The sequence below is a fragment of the Thermomonas flagellata genome (genome assembly GCF_022419185.1).
Lineage (GTDB): Bacteria > Pseudomonadota > Gammaproteobacteria > Xanthomonadales > Xanthomonadaceae > Thermomonas > Thermomonas flagellata.
Genome location: NZ_JAJOZK010000003.1, coordinates 201,239 through 219,553, shown reverse-complemented (window position 1 = coordinate 219,553; position 18,315 = coordinate 201,239). Strand labels below are relative to the sequence as shown.

The following is an 18,315-nucleotide window of genomic DNA, read 5'->3' as shown; positions in this document are numbered from 1 at the left end:
TCGTTGGCGGGCGGGTGCGGGCGGGGCCGCGCGAGGATTTACACTATCCATTCTATCGCCGCGCCCGTCGCCGCCGCGTGCAGCGGCGGGCCATGCCTGCCGGAGCCCACCCCATGTCCACCATCGAAGAGCGCATCCGCGCCGAAATCGAAGGCCATCCGATCGTCCTGTTCATGAAGGGCACCCCGCAGTTCCCGATGTGCGGGTTCTCCAGCCGCGCGGTGCAGGCGCTCAAGGCCGCCGGCGCCACCCAGCTGCACACCGTGAACGTGCTGGCGGAGCCGGAGATCCGCGCCAACCTGCCGCGCTATTCCGACTGGCCGACCTTCCCGCAGCTGTTCATCAACGGCGAGCTGATCGGCGGCTGCGACATCACCGTGGAACTGGCCGAGTCCGGCGAACTGGCGCGCCTGGTCGCGGACGCCCAGCAGGCCAAGGGCTGAGCCGGGTGCTGGCCGGGCGGGTGATCCTGGTGACCGGCGCGACCGGCGGGCTGGGCGCGGCCGCCGCCGCCGCCTGCGCGCGCGCCGGGGCGGAGCTGGTGCTGCTCGGACGCCGGGTGCCGGCGCTGGAGCGCCTGCACGATGCGATCGCGGCGCAGGGGCCGGCGCCGGCGCTGTACCCGCTCGACCTCGAGGGCGCCGGCCCGGACGACTACCTGGAGATGGCCGACCGCATCGCCGCGGGCTGCGGGCGGCTGGACGGGGTGCTGCACTGCGCCGCCGAGTTCCGCGGCCTGACCCCGTTGCAGCACACCGATCCGGCCGACTTCGCGCGCGCCCTCCATGTCGATCTCACCGCGCGCTGGTGGCTGACCCAGGCCTGCCTGCCGCTGCTGGCGGGCGCACCCGACGGCGCAGTGGTGTTCGCGCTGGACGCGCCCGCCCGCTGCGGCGGCGAGGGCGCGTTCTGGGGCGGCTACGGGCTGGCCCAGGCCGCGCTGGCGGCGCTGGTGCCGATGCTGCAGGCCGAGTTGGGCGCGGCCGGGCCGCGCGTCAGCGGCCTGCGCCCGGGGCCGATGCGCACCGCCCTGCGCGCGCGCGCCTTCCAGCCCAACACCGACACCCAGGCGCGGCCGCCGTCGGACTACGCCGCCGCCTGCGTGCACCTGCTCTCGCCCGCGGCCGCCGCCCTGCGCGGGCAGGTGGTGGACGCCACGCCGGAGCCGCGGCCGGCATGACCGTCGTCTCCGCCGCCGTCCTGCTGTTCTTCATCCTCGACCCGCTGGGCAACATCCCGGTCTTCCTGAGCCTGCTCAAGGGCCTGCCGCCGGCGCGCCAGCGCCGGATTCTGGTGCGCGAGCTGCTGATCGCGCTGGCGGTGCTGATGCTGTTCCTGTGGGGTGGCCAGTACGCCCTGGAACTGATGCACCTGCGCCAGGAGTCGGTCTCGATCGCCGGCGGCATCGTGCTGTTCCTGATCGGCCTGCGCATGATCTTCCCGACCCCGGAGGGGGTGATGGGGGAGGTCCCGGGCGGCGAGCCGTTCATCGTGCCGATGGCGATCCCGCTGATCGCCGGCCCCTCCGGGATGGCCGCAGTGATGCTGCTGGGCAGTCAGGAGCCGCACCGGATGGGCGACTGGATGCTGGCGCTGGTGCTGGCCTGGGCCGCGACCGCGGCGATCCTGTTCTCGGCCACCTACCTCAAGCGCCTGCTCGGCACCCGCGCCCTGACCGCGATCGAACGCCTGATGGGGATGGTGATCGTGGCCATCTCGGTGCAGATGCTGCTGGACGGCCTGGCCGGCTACCTGCGCGGCGCCGCCGCCTGACCCGCCGCGCGCCGCGTCCCGGCGCGCATGACGCTTGCCGCGCGGCTGTCATGGTTTCGTCATGTGCGCGGCCTATCGTGTTAATATTTGGTGAACCAGCGGTTCTGCCGCCGGGCCAGAAGTCCTGACGATCCGACCATGCCCATGCGGGCGGGTGGGTCGCCTGCGTGTCGCAACGCCGATCGTTCCACCACCAACCGTCAACTCCCGAGGTCAACACCATGAACCACCCGAACCGCGTACGGCTGTCCCGGCTGTCGCTCGGCCTGATGGCGGCGCTCGCCGCGGCCCCCGTGTTCGCGCAGAGCACCTCCGCCGGCATCACCGGCCTGGTGACGTCCGCCGACGGCAAGCCGGTCGCCGGCGCCGAGGTGACCATCACCCACGTCGAGTCGGGCACCGTCAGCCGCGCCGTGACCGACGCCAATGGCCGCTACCTGGCGCGCGGCCTGCGCGTGGGTGGTCCGTACACCATCACCATCAACAAGGCCGGCGCCGGCAGCGACACCGAGGACAACGTCTACCTCGGCCTCGACCAGATCAACACCGTCAATGCCCAGCTGAAGAACGACGTCACCACCGTCGCCACCGTGGTCGCGGTCGGCTCCGCCGGCCCGGTCGCGTTCGACAGCAGCAACAAGGGCATGGGCACCAACCTGTCGCGCAAGGACCTGGACAACACCCCGATGCCGGGGCGCTCGATCCAGGACGTGGCGCGCCTCGATCCGCGCGTGGTGGTGACCGACCAGGCCCGCGGCGAGATCTCGGCCATGGGCCAGAACAGCCGCTTCAACAACATCAGCGTGGACGCGGTCGGCGTGAACGACCCGTTCGGCCTGGAGGCGAACGGCCTGCCGTACGTCGGCACCCCGATCTCGATCGACACCATCCAGGAATACAACGTCGCCACCGCCAACTACGACGTGACCACTCGTCGCGCGATCGGCGCCAACATCAACGCGGTGACCAAGTCCGGCACCAATGACTTCAAGGGCTCGGTCTACTACAGCTACACCGACGCCAAGAACCTGACCAGCGATAAGCCGGCCCTGTTCGGCGGCTACAAGCGCAAGTGGGACGGCGGCTTCACCCTCGGCGGCCCGATCGTCAAGGACAAGCTGTTCTTCTTCGCCGGCTACGAGAAGAGCGAGATCATCGGCCCCGGCCCGATCATCGGCCCGTCCGACTCCAACGCCAGCACCAAGATCCCGGGCCTGACCACCGCCCAGATCAACCAGATCATCCAGATCGCGCAGAGCAAGGGGCTGGTCCCGGGCGACCTCGGCGCATCCTCGGTGAACACCGACAGCAAGCGCGCGGTGATCAAGTTCGACTGGAACATCAACGACGCCCACCGCGCCAGCCTGCGCTACAACCGGGTGGACGAGACCGAGCCGGTCATCAACGGCTTCAGCAATACCAGCGTCGCGCTGTCGAGCTACTGGTACCAGCGCCACCGCAAGAACGACAACTACGTGCTGAACCTGTACGACGACTGGAGCGACAGCTTCTCCACCGAGGCCTCGATCTCCTACACCGACTACTTCGTGCTGCGCAACGGCCTGCTCGGCGACATGCCGCAGGTGGTGATCAACCTCGGCGGCGGCACCGGCGCCGGCACCGCGCCGACCGTCAACCTCGGCGAGGAGCAGTTCTCGCACATCAACGAGCTGGGCGTGAAGACCTGGCGCGGGTTCTTCGCCGGCACCTGGTTCACCGGCAGCCACAGCGTCAAGTTCGGCTTCGACTACAACTCCGACAAGATCTACAACCTGTTCGGCCGCACCCAGTTCGGCGCCTACATCTTCAACGGCATCGCCAACTTCCAGAGCGGCAACTACTACCAGTACGACCTGTACCGCCCGGCGCCGGGCTACACCATTGCCGACGTCGCCGCGCGCTGGAAGCTCGACCAGTGGGGCCTGTTCATCCAGGACGACTGGCAGGTGACCGACCGCCTGTCGGTGCAGTACGGCCTGCGCTACGACCTGGCCAAGACCGGCGACAAGCCGATTTACAACCAGGCGTTCTTCACCGCGTTCGGCTTCCGCAACGACAACACGGTGGATGGCAAGAGCCTGCTGCAGCCGCGCGTCTCGTTCAACTACCAGTTCGACAGCGAGCGCCTGGCGCAGCTGCGCGGCGGCCTGGGCCTGTTCCAGGGCCAGGCGCTGGGCGTGTGGCTGACCAACCCGTACCAGAACAACGGCATCACGGTCAAAACCTACTCGATCCGCAACTCGGCCAACAACCCGGCGATTTCGGCGCAGTATCCGTTCAGCGGCGACCCGTACAACCAGGTCGTGCCACCGCCGGCCAGCGCGCAGATGGCGGTCGACACCCTGGCGCCCGGCTTCAAGCAGCCGAGCGTGTGGAAGGGTAGCCTGGGCCTGGACGTCGAGCTGCCGTGGGACGGCATCGTCGCCACCGCCGAGTGGGAGGGCCTGAAGGTCAAGGACGGCATCTTCTACCGCAACCTCAACATCGGCGCCCCGACCGCGACCCTGCCGGACGGCCGCTTCAGTTACTACTGCCTGGGCACCGGCGGCACCATCGGCACCCCGGCCAGCCGCAACCGCTGCAACGCCAACTCGGCGTTCGCGCAGGCGGTCACGGTGCTGGACAACACCAAGAAGGGCGAGGCCAACTACCTGACCTTCAGCCTGAAGCGCCCGTTCAAGGACGACTGGTCGTGGTCGCTGGCCTACACCCACGGCTACGCCACCGAAGTCAACCCGGGCACCTCCTCGCAGGCCAGCTCGAACTTCAGCAACAACTGGTGGGTCAACCCGAACGAGGACGTGGCGGGGATCTCCAACTACTCGATCCGCGACCGCGTGACCGCCTCGTTCACCTGGCAGCACCGCTTCTTCGGCAACTACGTCACCAGCGTCTCGGCGTTCTACGATGGCCACACCGGCCAGCCGTACAGCTGGGTGTTCGGCAACGACGCCAACGGCGACTCCTATGCGCGCGACCTGGTCTACATCCCGCGCATGGGCGACGTGAACTTCGCGGCCGGCACCTCGCCGACCGTGATCCAGCAGTTCTGGGACTTCATCGCCAGCGATCCGTATCTGCGCACCCACCAGGGCCAGATCGCCGAGCGCAACCGCGCCAACTCGCCGTGGGTCAACCGCCTCGACGTCAGCCTGCGGCAGGAACTGCCGGGCCTGATGGCCGGGCACAAGGGCGAGATCCGGCTGGACGTGTACAACTTCCTGAACGCCCTCAACAAGAAGTGGGGCCAGGAGGAGCGCATCAGCTTCCCGTTCGGCCGCACCCTGGCCAACTACGCGGGCGTGGGTGCCGACGGCAAGTACATCTACAGCCTGCCGGTCGTGAATGGCCAGTACACCCCGACCGCGCTCGGGCTGTACGACACCAATGCGATCTCGCGCTGGCAGGTGCGGGTCACCCTGCGCTACACCTTCTGATCCCACCGACCGCTGTTGCCGTACCGCGAAACGCCCGGGACTTCCCGGGCGTTTCCTTTTGCGGACGTACGCGCCGCGCGCCGGCATCCGGGTTAAAGTGCGCGGCCTATGGACGCATACAAGACCCCGCACGCGCCGCAGGCCGCGGCCGATCCCCACCCCCGTTCCTCCACCCTGCCGACCGTCGATGCCCACCTCTACCCCAAGGGTGGGCTGGACGTGCTGTCCCGCGAGGAAGTTGCGCGCCTGCGCGATGCCTCCGGCGGCATGCACGACCTGCTGCGCCGCTGTGCACTGGCGGTGCTGACCTCCGGCAGCGCCTCCGACGACCCGCGTGCGGCGCAGGAGCTGTACCCCGATTTCGACATCCAGGTGCTGCAGCAGGACCGCGGCGTGCGCATCGAGCTGCGCAATGCCCCGGCGATGGCGTTCGTGGACGGGCAGATCATCCGCGGCGTGGCCGAACTGCTGTTCGCGGTGGTGCGCGACCTGGCCTGGACCGCGATCGAGCTGGGGCCGCGCGAGGGCGTACCGGAGGGCTCGGCCGGCATCACCGACGTGGTGTTCCGCCTGCTGCGCAACGCGCGCGTGCTGCAGCCGGGCGACCCGAACCTGGTGGTGTGCTGGGGCGGGCACTCGATCGGGCGCGAGGAGTACGAGTACACCAAGCAGGTCGGCTATGAGCTGGGCCTGCGCGGGCTGGACATCTGCACCGGCTGCGGCCCGGGCGCGATGAAGGGGCCGATGAAGGGCGCCACCATCGCGCATGCCAAGCAGCGCCGCCGGCGCCCGCGCTACATCGGCATCACCGAGCCGGGGATCATCGCCGCCGAGTCGCCGAACCCGATCGTCAACCACCTGGTGATCATGCCGGACATCGAGAAGCGCCTGGAGGCCTTCGTGCGCATGGCCCACGGCATCATCGTGTTCCCCGGCGGGGTCGGCACCGCCGAGGAGATCCTGTACCTGCTCGGCATCCTGCTGCGCGAGGAGAACGCGCGCCTGCGCTTCCCGCTGATCCTGACCGGGCCGACCGGGGCGGCCCCGTACTTCGAGCAGATCGACACGTTCATCCGCCTGACCCTGGGCGAGGCCGCGGCGGCGCTGTACGAGATCGTGATCGCCGACCCGGCGCAGGTCGCGCGGCGGATGCACGAGGGCATCCGCAAGGTGCGCGAGCAGCGCATCGCCCAGGAGGATTCGTTCTTCTTCAACTGGGCGCTGGCGGTGCCGCTGGACTTCCAGCAGCCGTTCGTGCCGACCCACGAGGCGATGGCCGCGCTCGCGCTGCACCACGGGCGCAAGCCGCACGAACTGGCGGCCGACCTGCGCCGCGCGTTCTCCGGGATCGTGGCCGGCAACGTGAAGGAGGACGGTATGCGCCGGATCGAGGCGCACGGGCCGTTCGAGATCCACGGCGATGCCGACATCATGCAGGCGCTGGACGCGCTGCTGCGCGCGTTCGTCGAGCAGCGGCGGATGAAGATTTCCGGCGACTACCGCCCGTGCTACCGGGTGGTGGCCTGAGCCGGGGCCACGCTCACCCCGCGTCGGGGGCGATGCGCAGGCGCGCCACGTAACGGCCGTCCTCGATCCCGGCCTGCAACTCCCCGCGCGCGCCGGCCAGCGCCTCCACCCGCTGGCGCGCGGCGGCCAGTCCGATCGCGTGCCCGCCGGTGCCTGCCGCCGCGTCGGGCAGGTCGTTGCGCACCAGCACTTCGACCGCGGGACCGGCGGCGCGCACCTCCACCTCCAGCCGCCCGCCGCCGCGGCGCGGCTCGATCCCGTGCCGGATCGCGTTCTCCACCAGCGGCTGCACCGACAGCACCGGCACCTCCACCGGCGGCGGCGGGTCCGGCACCCGCCAGTCGAGCCGCAGGCGCGCGCCCAGCCGCAGCGCCTCGATGTCGAGGTAGCGCCGCGCCAGCGCCAGTTCCTCCGCCAGCGGCACCCGCTGCGGGCCGCGCAGCGCGGCGCGGAACAGGTCGGCCAGATCCAGCAGCACGCGTTCGGCGGCGTCCGGCTGCGCGTGCACCAGCGCCGCGCCGGTATTGAGTGCGTTGAACAGGAAGTGCGGGCGCACCCGCGCCTGCAGCGCCTGCAGTTCCAGCTGCTTGGCGCGCACCGCCAGCTGGCGCGCATGCCAGTACTGGCGGAAGGCGAGCAGCCCGAGCAGCCCGACCACGCCGACGATCCCGGCCTGGCGCAGCAGCCAGCCGGTGCGCTGCGCGCCCTCCGGCACCGCCAGCGCCTGCAGCTGGGCGGCGCCGTACAGCACCAGCAGCGCCACCGCCAGGTACAGGCCGAGGCAGGCCCAGGCCAGCCGCATCGGCCCCAGGCGCGCCAGCGGCGCGCGCAGCAGGTGGACCAGCGCAAGGGTGCCGAGCGCGATCCACTGCGCCGCCAGCGACACCAGCCCGAAGGTCACCAGCCGGTCCGGCTGCGGCCCCGGCGCCAGCGCCAGCAGCACCGCCAACGCCTCGCCGGCCAGCAGTACCGCGATCAGCGCCTGCGGGCGGAACAGGGCCTCCAGCAGCGGCCGCGAGGCGGGCGGGGCAGGGGTCGGCATGCGCCGATCATAGCCGCGGGCCCGCCCTGCGCCTGCCGTCCATGCCGCCCGGACGGCCATCCATCGGGCGCTGCTGGCATCCCTGACGGGCCATCCCTAGCCTGCGCGATGGAAGAACGTGGGGGTGCCATGCCAGACGCACGCAACCGGATCGAGGCTCGCAGGCGTAGCCGCATCGCCGGCTTCACTCTGGTCGAACTGATGGTGACCGTGGCCGTGCTCGGTGTGCTGGCGGTGGTCGCGGTGCCGGCGATGCAGGGGCTGGTCAACGGCAACCGCCTGCGCGCCGCCACCGGCGAGCTGCAGGCGGCGATCCAGATCGCCAAGACCGAGGCAGTGCGGCGCAACGTGCCGGTCACCCTGTGCGGCAGCAGCGACGGCAGCACCTGCGCCAGCACCGGCAACTGGACGCGCTGGGTGATCCGTGGCCGCGATCCCGCCACACCCAGCGATGTGGACGTGATCCGCAGCGATGCCCCGACCGGCGGCGTGCAGATCTCCGGCCCGCCCGCCGGCATCGTGTTCCGGCCGTCCGGCCGCATCGACGCCCAGGCCCAGATCACCGCCTGCCTGCCCACCACCAACCCGGCCGACAACCAGAGGATCGTGACCATCATGGTCAGCGGCATCACCAGCTATGCATCCAACAACGGCGGAGGGAACTGCCCGTGAGCCATGCTGTCCCCCGTGTACCGCAGCGGCAGCGCGGCATCAGCCTGATCGAGGTGCTGGTCTCGGTGCTGGTGCTCGGCATCGGCCTGCTCGGCATCGGTGCCATGCAGGCCTACGCCCTGCGCGGCGGGCAGAGCTCGCTGGAGAGCAGCCAGGCGGTGATGCTGACCAACCAGATCATCGAGGCCATGCGCCTGAACCGCGCCAACGCCGCCGACTACAACGGCACCTGGGCCGCGCCGCCGGCGGGCGGCACCCTGGCCCAGCACGACCTCAACGAATGGGTCGCGGCGATGCGCGGGGTGGCCAACTGGCAGGGCTACACCCCGCCGCAGCCGGCGCTGGAGGCCAACGCGCGCGGCATCATCGCCGGCTGCCCTGCCGCCTGCACGGTCACCATCGAATGGAACGACCAGCGCGCCGGCGGCGGTACCCGGCAACTGCTCACGGAGGCCGAGCTGTGAAGCCTGAGAAGCCGAGGATCCTCCCGTCGCGGCCGGCCGGCTTCGGCCTGGTCGAGCTGATGATCGCGATGGTGCTGGGCCTGATCGTGCTCGGCGCCGCGGTCGCGGTGTTCCAGTCCAACCAGCGCACCTACAGCGCCAACGAGGGCCAGAACCGGGTCCAGGAGAACGCCCGCGCCGCGTACGAGATGATGGTGCGCGACATCCGCGCCACCGGCGGCTCGGCCTGCTCCAGCGAGGCGCGCGTGCTGGGCAGCGATGCCAACAGCGTGCTTTTCCGCACGGCGCTGAGCGGCACGCCAACCGAGTTCACCACCACCTCCGCCGACGATCTGTCCTATCGGGTGAAGCCAGGAACGGCCAGTACCAACAGCGTGACCCTGCTCGAGCCGACCCCGGCGGCCAGCGACATCTTCAAGCCGGGCGACGTGGTGATGGTCTGCAACGCGGCGCTGACCGGCTTCACCACCGTGGCCGCCACCTCCGGGCAGACCGTGACCTTCACTACTCCGCTGCCGTTCGATCCGCAGGACACCACCAACGCCGATCCCGGCAGCGTGTCGATCTCCCGCCTGCGCAGCAACCGCTGGTTCGTGCAGCCCAACGGGCGCGAGAGCGGCAGCTCGCTGTGGGTGTCGAGCTTCGGCGGCGCCGCGCAGGAAGTGGCCGACGGCGTGCAGGGCCTGCGCGTGACCTACCGCCAGTCCGCCAACGGCAACCCGACCGCCTACGTGACCAATCCCAGCAACTTCCAGTACGTCGATGCCATCCGCGTGGTGATGCCGATGCGTGCGGTCATGCCCAGCCAGATCCCGGGCGAGGTCCGCAACGTTGATCGCACCGTCGCCACCGGCGCCAGCCTGCGGAACCGCCTGCCATGAGTGTGCATTTCGTCCCGTCCGCTTCCCGCCGCCGCCAGCAGGGCATCTCGCTGCTGGTGGTGCTGCTGCTGCTGATCGTGATGTCGGTGCTCGGCATCGCGGTGCTGCGCAGCTCCGCCCTGCAGGAGCGCATGAGCGCCAACCTGTACGACCGCAACCTGGCCCTGCAGGCCGCCGAGCGGGCGCTGGCCGTCGGCCGCCAGCAACTGGCCGACTCCGGCGCGGCCACCATGAACCCGGCCGCGATCAACGCGAGCCTGTGCGCGTCCCAGTCGATCTGCCCGACCGGCACCGCGCAGGCGGCCGCCACCTGGCGCCCGGTCGCGCCCGATTTCGGCGCCGGCAATCCCAATGTCCCGGATACCCCGGCCGAGTACTGGATCGAATATCTCGGCGAGAACCAGGCCTACATGGAGACCGGCGGCACCATCCCGGCCTCCGCCACCGCCAACATCGGCCCGATGTTCCGCATCACCGCGCGCAGCCAGGCGCCCGGGCGCGCCTCGGCGGTGCTGCAGTCCGACGTCATCTACCGCTTCCCCCGGCTGTGACCGCCATGAACGCCATCCGCTTCCGCCCGCGCCTGCCGTCCGCCCTCCGCCCGCGCGCCTGGGGCCTGCCCGCCGCCGTCGCCCTCGCCACCGCGCTGGCGCTGCCGGTGCACGCCGGCATCAGCATCCCGGAGGAACCGCTCAGCACCGCGTTCCGGGTCGCCCCGAACATCCTGTTCATCCTCGACGACTCGGGGTCGATGCAGTGGGCGAACATCAACAACCAGCTGGTGTCTTCGGTCACCGGCACCGGCTTCACCAGCAATCCCGATGCGAACGGCGTGAGCAACGGCACCGGCATCACGCCGGACTCGACCAGCAACAACGCGATGTACATGCAGAGCTATGCCACCAACGGGCTGTACTACAACCCGGCGGTGACCTACCAGCCGTGGATGGGGCCGGACGGCAACCGCCTGACCGGCGGCACCAGCTATTACGCCGCCTACAACAACAACCAGTACGTCACCTACACCCCGGCCGGCACCACCAGCGGCACGGTCGACCTCGGCGCCAACAACAAGACCTTCTTCGTCCCGCAGGACCCGACCAACACCAGCCCGGCCTACCTGTCCAACATCGCCAACTACTATCGCTACATCATCACCTACGGCGGCAGCGACATCGTGCGTAGCACCTGGGGCAACCCCGGGGCGGCCAGCACGGTGCCGAGCGGATTCCCCAAGACCTCGCTGAGCGGCAGCAGCGGCAACTGGCAGTACTACACGGTCACCGTGCCGGCCGGCACCACCGTGCTGTCGGTCAAGACTTCCGGCGGCAGCGGCAACGCCGACCTGTACGTGCGGCCGCTGATCAATCCGACCCTGTCGGCCTACCAGTGCCGTTCGAACGGCGGCGGCAACACCGAGACCTGCATGGTCTACCGCCCGACCCCGGGTGTGTACCAGATCGGCGTGTATGCCGCTTCCAACTTCAGCAACGTCACCCTCGCGGTGCGGCTCAGCTCTGGGTCGCGTTGCGACGACGGCACGGCGAGCACCGGTTGGGTCGGCTGCACCTCGGTGCTGCCGTCCGGCCGCAGCTTGGCGGACGAGCTGACCAATTTCGCCACCTGGTACTCCTACCACCGCACCCGCACCAAGTCGGCCAAGGCCGCGGCGGCGGAAGCCTTCCGCACCCTCGGCAACCGCGTCCGCGTCGGCTACCGCACGATCTGGGACCGCAGCAATTTCGACATCCCGGTCGGGGATGGCAACGACGGCCGCTTCGTCGATAACGACGGCAGCAACGGCAACCCCGTCACCACCAGCCGCAGCACTTGGTACAACCGCCTGTTCGGTGCCATCGCCAGCGGCAGCACTCCGCTGCAGGCCGCGCTGAACAATGCCGGCACATACTACTCGCGGACCGATGCCAACGGCCCCTACGGCCCGCAGTCCGGCGCCGCGCAGTTCACCTGCCGCCAGAACTTCACCATCCTGACCACCGACGGCTACTGGAACAATTCCGTGGTGGCTTCCGGCAACCAGGATGGCACCGCTGGCAGCACCATCACCGGGCCCGGCCAACCGCCCTATACCTACACGCCGAGCGCGCCGTTCGCGGACAGCTACAGCAATACCCTGGCCGACGTGGCCATGCGCTACTGGAAGAACGACCTGCGCACGGACATGACCAACAACGTGCCGAGCACGACCGCCGATCCGGCATTCTGGCAGCACATGGTGACCTTCACCATCTCGATCGGCCTCAAGACCACCAAGGGCTGGGGCAGCGTGGCGGAGGCGACCACCGCGATCAACGGCGGCGACAGCTGGCCCGACCCGGATACCAGCAACCCGACCAACGACAATGCCAAGCGCCTGGACGACCTGCTGCACGCGGCGGTCAACGGGCACGGCGAGTTCACCGCGGCGACCAACCCCAGCGAATTCTCCGCCGGCCTGGCCAAGGCGCTGGCCGCGGTGGTGCAGCGCACCAGCTCGTTCTCGAACGTGGCCACCAACGCCGCCTCGATCAAGACTGGCGGCAAGGTGTTCAACGCCAGCTATGTGTCCGGGCTGTGGACCGGCCAGGTCAAGGCGTGGACCCTGGATGCCAACAATAATCCAACCACGCTGCTGTGGCAGGCCAGCATCCCGAGCTACACCACGCGCAAGGTGTTCACCTGGAACGGGGCGATGGGGGCGACCTTCCCGACCACCACCCAGTTGGTCGCGCTGACCCGCGTCGGCGGCCCGGTGGACTACCCGGTGACCGGGATCGACAACGCCAACTACCTCAAGGGCGATGCCAGCAAGGAGGAGAAGAACGGCGGCCTGCTGCGCAACCGCACCTCGGTGCTGGGCGACATCATCGGCTCCTCGCCGGCCTACGTGGACGACACCAACACCCTGTACGTGGGCGCCAACGACGGCATGCTGCACGCCTTCGACGGCAACACCGGCAACGAGCTGTTCGCCTATATCCCGGGACTGGTCAACATCGGCAACCTGCGCGACCTCAGCCGCGGCGACTACACCCACAAGTTCTTCGTGGACGGCCCGGTGGTGGTGTCCGACCGCAAGCTGACGCCCGGCCAGAACATCCTGGTCGGCGCGCTCGGCAAGGGCGGCAAGGGCCTGTTCGCGCTCGACGTGACCAACCCCGGCAGCTTCGGGGCCTCCAATGCCCTGTGGGAGCGCGCCGACACCGCCAGCGGCAACATGGGCCTGGTGATGGGCCGGCCGGTGCTGGCGCGGGTCAAGAGCGGGCAGAAGGCGGTGATCCTCGGCAACGGCGTCAACAGCAATAACGACAAGGCCGTGCTGATCGTGCTTGACCTCAACACCGGCGCAGTCCTGCGCGAGATCGACACCGGCGCCGGCAATGCGTCCAACCCGAACGGCCTGGCCGCGCCCAGCGTGGTGCTCGGCCCGGACGGCAAGACCGTGGCCTATGCCTACGCCGGCGACCGCCTCGGCAACGTCTGGAAGTTCGACCTCACCAGCGCCACCCCGGGCGCCTGGACGGCGACCAAGCTGTTCACCGCGCGCTCCAACGACGGCAGCGGCGCGGTCCAGCCGATCACCGGCGGGGTGGCAGTGGCCACCGATCCGAAGACCTTCAAGCGCTGGGTGTTCGTCGGCACCGGTAGCTTCCTGACCACTGCCGAGGCCGAGGACAAGACCCCGCTGACCCAGAGCCTGTACGGCTTCATCGACGACGACAGCGGCCTGCCGCTGGCCTACACCGACCTGGTCAAGCGCAACATCGGCAACACCGGCGCCGTGGTGGACGGCTACCCGGTGCGCACCTTCGACGCCAAGGCCGACCTGCCGGTCGGCAAGAAGGGCTGGTTCGTCAACCTGCCGGGCAACGGCGAGCGCATCGTCCAGGATGCGCAGGTGGTGGGCAACATCCTGGTCACCGCCAGCATGATCCCGGAGGGCGATGCCTGCGAATCCGGCGGCACCGGCTACATCAATGCCCTGGATGCCTTCACCGGGACCAGTGCCGGCTCCTCGTTCTTCGACCTCAACAACGACGGCAAGACTTCCGACACCGTGGTCGGCGGCGTGCCGGTCGGGTCGGTGAACTTCGGCGTCGGCATGCCCACCCTGCCGATCTTCCTCGACGGCAAGCTGGTGGTCGGCGGCACCGGCGGCAGCATCGGCTCGGAGAAGCCGGGTGCCGGCGGTATCCTGCGCAAGCAGTGGAGCCGCGTGTCCTGGCGCGAAATCCGGGGTGACTGAGCATGAACGGGAGCACGCAGATGCAGCGCAGTGGACGCAAGGCCCGGGGCTTCAGCCTGATCGAGCTGATGGTGGTGGTGGCGATCATCGGCATTCTGGCCGCGATTGGCCTGCCGAGCTACAACGAGCACCAGCGCAAGACCCGGCGCGCCGCGGGCACCGCCTGTCTGAGCGCGGTGGCGCAGCGAGTCGAGCGGTTCTATACGACCGGCTTGACCTATGTCGGCGCGCCGGTCGATACCAGTATCTGCGACCCGGACGTGCTCAGTTACTACACCATTGCGTTCAGCAGTGCGCCGACCCAGAAGACCTTCACCTTGTCGGCGACCCCGACGGGCAAGCAGGCCGGCGACAGCTGCGGCACGCTGACACTGAACCAGGCGGGCACCAAGACCCCGACCACACCGGGTTGCTGGTAGTGCTCGTCGCGCATCCCGCGCGAGTCACGGAAAACCCGCCGCAAGGCGGGTTTTTTGTGGCCAATTCGGCAGGATGGCCGCAGTTGCAAGTACAGTCGCAGCCACTGAGACGGACCGCCGCTGCAATGCAAGGGCATGCCCACGGATTCCCACGCGACCGCCATTGAGGAGGCCTCCGGCCTGGTCCTGCTACGCGCCAGCCGGCTGGAGGCGCTGCTCGGGCCGCTGGAGACCCTGCTCGCCCAGACCCGTCCGGCGCATCCATTGGCGCCGCAGCAGGTGATCGCCGCGCATCCGGGCATGCAGCAGTGGCTGTCGGGCGCGCTGGCGCGCAGGCGCGGCGCGGGCGGGATCGTAGCCAACCTCGAGGTGCAGCTGCCCAGCACCTGGCTGGACGGGCTCTCGGCCCGGCTGCTGGGCGAACGCGCGGTGGCGCTGCCGCACTACCGCCGCGGGCACCTGCGCTGGACCCTGCACGCGCTGCTGGGCGACCCCTCCGCGCACGGCGTCAGCGACCCGCGCCTGCGCGACTACCTCGCGGGCGCGGCCAGCGACGACGAGCGCGCGCTGCGCCGCTTCCAGCTGGCCGACCGGCTGGCGCGGGTGTATTCGCAATACCTCGTGTACCGCAGCGACTGGCTGCTGGCCTGGGAGGCGGGCAAGCACGCCTTCGCCACCGCGCAACGCACCGACCCCGCGCTGCGCGCGCTGGAGGCGCAGTGCCTGGCACCGCTGTGGCAGGCCGTGGCCGCGGCGCTCGGCGAGCACCGCGCGCGCCTGGTGCAGGCGCTCATCGCCGCGCTGCAGGCGCAGGGCGCGCCGCACGCGCCGCTGCACGTGTTCGGGCTGGCGCACCTGCCGCCGGCGGAGCTGGCGGTGCTGCGCGCCTACGCCCGGCGCGCGCCGGTGTTCCTGTACGTGCCCGATCCCTGCCGCGAGTACTGGGGCGGCCTGCACAGGGCCAGCGGGCAGGGCGACTGGCGCACGCCCGATGCGTCCGGTTGGCACGCCTTTCGCGAGGACGAGCAGGCGCGCCTCGACGCTCCCGAGGCGCTCGACTGGCGCGAGCAGGGCCACCCGCTGCTGGCACGCTGGGGACGCCTGGGCCAGCACTTCTTCGCCGCATTGGTGGACGAGGCGCTGCGCGAGGACATCCGCCACTGGCAGGACGACGCCAGCGACACACCGGGCAACCGCCTCGAACGCCTGCAGGAAAGCATCCGCCGGCTGCAGCCGGAGCTGCTGTCGGAGGATGCCGCCGATCCCGCGGCAACCGCCGACGCCAGCCTGCGCGTGCACGCCTGCCACACCCGCCTGCGCGAGCTCGAAGTGCTGCGCGACGCGCTGCTGGATGCGATCGAAAAGGAGGGCGTGCGCCCCGACGGCATCGTGGTGATGGCGCCCGACATCCGCGCCTACCTGCCGCTGATCCCGGCGGTGTTCGGCGAGCCCGGCTCCGCGCGCGAGCCATGGCTGCCCTACCACCTGGCGGACGTGCCGGTGGCGCGCAGCCATCGCCTGTTCACCCTGTTCCAGGGCCTGCTCGGGCTGGGCGCCTCGCGCCTGGCCGCGCCGGAGGTGGTGGACCTGCTGGGCGTGCCCGAGGTGCAGGCGGCGCTGCGGCTGGACGCGGGCGATGCCGATACCCTGGTCGAGTGGCTGCGCGAGAGCCGGGTGGCGTGGGCGCTGGACGGCGCGCACAAGCAGGCGCTGGCGCTGCCGCCGCGGGCCGAGCACAGCTTCGCCTGGGCGCTGGACCGCCTGCTCGCCGGCTACCTGCTGGCGGATGCCGCGGGCAGCGCGGATCCGGAGGCAGTGCAGCTGGCGGACGGCACCCGCCTGCTGCCGCAGGTCGGCATCGACGGCCCATCCGCCGCCGCGCTCGGCAGCCTCGACCGCCTGCTGTGCGAACTGCAGGCCTGGCGCGCGCTGGCCGAGGTCGAGCAGCCCGCCAGCCGCTGGGCCGCGTGGCTGCGCGAGCGCCTCGACGCGCTGGTGCGGATCGACCCCGACGACGCCGACGCGCGCGCCGCGCTGTCGGTCCTGCATCGCGCCATCGCCCAGCTCGCGGCGGAGCCGGCGCGCAACGGCGAGGATCCGCCGCTGCGGCTGGCGGTGGTGCGCGAGGTGCTGCAGGACGCGCTGGCCGCCGCGCCCGAGCGCCAGCGCTTCCTGCTGGGCGGGATCACCTTCTGCGGCATGGTGCCGCAGCGCGCGATCCCGTTCGACGTGGTGTGCGTGCTGGGGCTGGACGAAGGCGCGTTCCCTCGGCGGGTGGCCGACGGCGGCCTCGACCTGATGGCGTGCCTGCCGCGGATCGGCGACCGCGACGTGGCCGGCGACGACCGCTACCTGTTCCTCGAAACCGTGATGTCCGCGCGCAAGCGCCTGCACCTGTCCTACATCGGCCAGGGCGTACGCGACGGCAAGCCGCGCAACCCGGCCGCGCCGCTGGCCGAGCTGCTGGCCGAGCTCGATGCCCGTTGCGGCAATGCACCCGATGACGAAAAAGCGCCCCGGCCGTGGCGGGTACGGCATCCGCTGCAGCCGTTCGACGCGCGCTATTTCGACGGCGCCCATCCGGCCCTGTTCTCGTATTCGCAGGCCTTCGCCGGCATGCGCGGGGCCGGCCGCGCGCCGCTGCCCGGCCTGCGCGACGGCGAGGTCGCGGCCCCCGCCGCGCCACCCGAGCCCCTGCCCGATCCGCTGCCGCTCGGCCTGCTCGAAGGCTATTTCAAGGATCCTGCGAAGGCCTTGCTGAAGGACCATCTGCAGCTGTCGCTGGCCGCGTTCGACGCCGACGCGCGGCTGCCGGAGGACGAGCCGCTGGACGGGATCGCCCGCCTGCACACGGTGGCGCGCAAGGTGTTCCTGCAGCAGGTGCTGCCGCGCAAATGCGGCGATCCTGCATGGGCTTGGGACCGCCAGCCGCCGCCGTGGGTGGCACTCGGCGGCCTGCTGCCGCCGGGGGAGGCCGGGGCGCAGGCGTGGGAGGCCGAGGCCGCGGCGGTGGAGGCACTGTGGCAGCGCGTGGAAGCGGAGTTCCGCGATCGCTTCGATGCGCGCGCGGCCGCCGGTGCGCAGCCGCTGCGGGTGGACGTGGCGCTGCGGCCGACCGGCGAGGGCGCGTGCGACGACGGCCTGCCGGCGCGCATCAGCGGCCTGCTGCGCAACGTGTTCCCGCTGGCCGGCGCGGACGGCGGCGTGCAGCTGGTGTTCGCCTATACAGCCCCGGGCAGCCGTCAAGGGCCGCTGAAAAAAGCGGACGCATTGAGCTTCAAGGAGCGCGTGCCGGCCTTCCTGCACTGGGCGCTGCTGCGCCTGCAGCGCGCGGGCGAGCCGGAGGCCGCGCCCGCGCCGGTGCGGCTGACCCTGCTGGCCGCCGACGCATGCGCGTTTGCCGATGCCATCAATGCGTGGGATGCGCACTACTGCGCCGCCGATGCCGCCACCCGCGCGGTGCTGCAGACCGACCTGCGGCGGCGGCTGCGCGGGCTCGTCGCGCTAGCGCAGCGCGGGCTGGCCGGGCAAGCGCGGTTCTATCCGCAGGCCGGCTGGGCGGCGGCGCAGGCCGGGGAGGACGCGGACCTCGACGCCATCGCCGAGGCCGTGCGGAAGGTGTGGGTGAAGTCCTATGGCGACGGCACCGGCGAGCGCGATCACGCGCCCGGCTACGCGCGCCTGCTGGAAGGCGCGCTGGTGTTCGGCGACCACGAGGCCGATCCGGAGCGCGCGGCGCTGCGGGCGCTACAGCGGGATGCGCGTGCGGTGCTGGCGCTGATCACGTTGGAGGCAGGTGCCGGCGGCGATGACGACGCCCGGGCGGCCGGCGCGCACGGGGAGGCGGCATGAGC

13 protein-coding genes are annotated in these 18,315 nt (G+C 70.8%); 12 read left to right on the top strand and 1 reads right to left on the bottom strand.

Annotation, left to right across the window (positions count from 1 at the left end):
- Positions 1 to 113 precede the first annotated feature (113 nt).
- The 5 genes from grxD to ppnN all read left to right on the top strand — a co-directional run bounded on the left by grxD (position 114) and on the right by ppnN (position 6,737).
- Positions 114 to 443, top strand: a complete 330-nt coding sequence (grxD, locus tag ML340_RS04515; RefSeq protein ID WP_240097087.1) for a Grx4 family monothiol glutaredoxin — start codon at positions 114 to 116, stop codon at positions 441 to 443.
- A 23-nt stretch (positions 444 to 466) separates the two neighbouring features.
- Positions 467 to 1,180 (top strand): SDR family oxidoreductase, encoded by a 714-nt coding sequence (locus ML340_RS04510; RefSeq protein ID WP_240097218.1) that lies wholly within the window; start codon positions 467 to 469, stop codon positions 1,178 to 1,180.
- The gene (locus ML340_RS04505; protein WP_240097085.1) at positions 1,177 to 1,773 is read left to right on the top strand and encodes a YhgN family NAAT transporter; all 597 of its coding nucleotides are present in this window, start codon (positions 1,177 to 1,179) and stop codon (positions 1,771 to 1,773) included. Before ML340_RS04510 ends, ML340_RS04505 begins: the two co-directional genes overlap by 4 nt.
- Before the next feature lie 221 nt (positions 1,774 to 1,994).
- Positions 1,995 to 5,210, top strand: a complete 3,216-nt coding sequence (locus ML340_RS04500; RefSeq protein WP_240097083.1) for a TonB-dependent receptor — start codon at positions 1,995 to 1,997, stop codon at positions 5,208 to 5,210.
- Between the two features lie 108 nt (positions 5,211 to 5,318).
- Complete coding sequence (gene ppnN / locus ML340_RS04495) at positions 5,319 to 6,737, top strand: nucleotide 5'-monophosphate nucleosidase PpnN (RefSeq protein ID WP_240097081.1); 1,419 nt, start codon at positions 5,319 to 5,321, stop codon at positions 6,735 to 6,737.
- 13 nt (positions 6,738 to 6,750) lie between these two features.
- Here the strand turns inward: ppnN and ML340_RS04490 are convergent, their stop codons facing one another.
- Positions 6,751 to 7,779 (bottom strand): sensor histidine kinase, encoded by a 1,029-nt coding sequence (locus tag ML340_RS04490; protein ID WP_240097079.1) that lies wholly within the window; start codon positions 7,777 to 7,779, stop codon positions 6,751 to 6,753.
- Positions 7,780 to 7,908: 129 nt separating this feature from the next.
- Here ML340_RS04490 and ML340_RS04485 point away from each other — a divergent pair, with 129 nt between their 5' ends.
- The 7 genes from ML340_RS04485 to recC all read left to right on the top strand — a co-directional run bounded on the left by ML340_RS04485 (position 7,909) and on the right by recC (position 18,313).
- Positions 7,909 to 8,451 (top strand): GspH/FimT family pseudopilin, encoded by a 543-nt coding sequence (locus tag ML340_RS04485; RefSeq protein ID WP_240097077.1) that lies wholly within the window; start codon positions 7,909 to 7,911, stop codon positions 8,449 to 8,451.
- Positions 8,448 to 8,915: a type IV pilus modification protein PilV gene (pilV, locus tag ML340_RS04480; protein WP_240097075.1), complete on the top strand. Its 468-nt coding sequence runs from the start codon at positions 8,448 to 8,450 to the stop codon at positions 8,913 to 8,915. Before ML340_RS04485 ends, pilV begins: the two co-directional genes overlap by 4 nt.
- Positions 8,912 to 9,796: a PilW family protein gene (locus ML340_RS04475; RefSeq protein WP_240097073.1), complete on the top strand. Its 885-nt coding sequence runs from the start codon at positions 8,912 to 8,914 to the stop codon at positions 9,794 to 9,796. The genes pilV and ML340_RS04475 overlap by 4 nt, the downstream gene beginning before the upstream one ends.
- On the top strand, positions 9,793 to 10,347 hold the full coding sequence (locus ML340_RS04470; protein ID WP_240097071.1) for a pilus assembly PilX family protein: 555 nt from the start codon (positions 9,793 to 9,795) through the stop codon (positions 10,345 to 10,347). The genes ML340_RS04475 and ML340_RS04470 overlap by 4 nt, the downstream gene beginning before the upstream one ends.
- Positions 10,348 to 10,352: 5 nt before the next feature.
- Positions 10,353 to 14,042, top strand: a complete 3,690-nt coding sequence (locus ML340_RS04465; protein ID WP_240097061.1) for a PilC/PilY family type IV pilus protein — start codon at positions 10,353 to 10,355, stop codon at positions 14,040 to 14,042.
- 2 nt (positions 14,043 to 14,044) lie between these two features.
- Positions 14,045 to 14,461: a type IV pilin protein gene (locus tag ML340_RS04460; RefSeq protein WP_275672603.1), complete on the top strand. Its 417-nt coding sequence runs from the start codon at positions 14,045 to 14,047 to the stop codon at positions 14,459 to 14,461.
- A gap of 135 nt (positions 14,462 to 14,596) precedes the next feature.
- The gene (recC, locus tag ML340_RS04455) at positions 14,597 to 18,313 is read left to right on the top strand and encodes an exodeoxyribonuclease V subunit gamma (RefSeq protein ID WP_240097059.1); all 3,717 of its coding nucleotides are present in this window, start codon (positions 14,597 to 14,599) and stop codon (positions 18,311 to 18,313) included.
- The last annotated feature ends 2 nt before the right edge of the window (positions 18,314 to 18,315 follow it).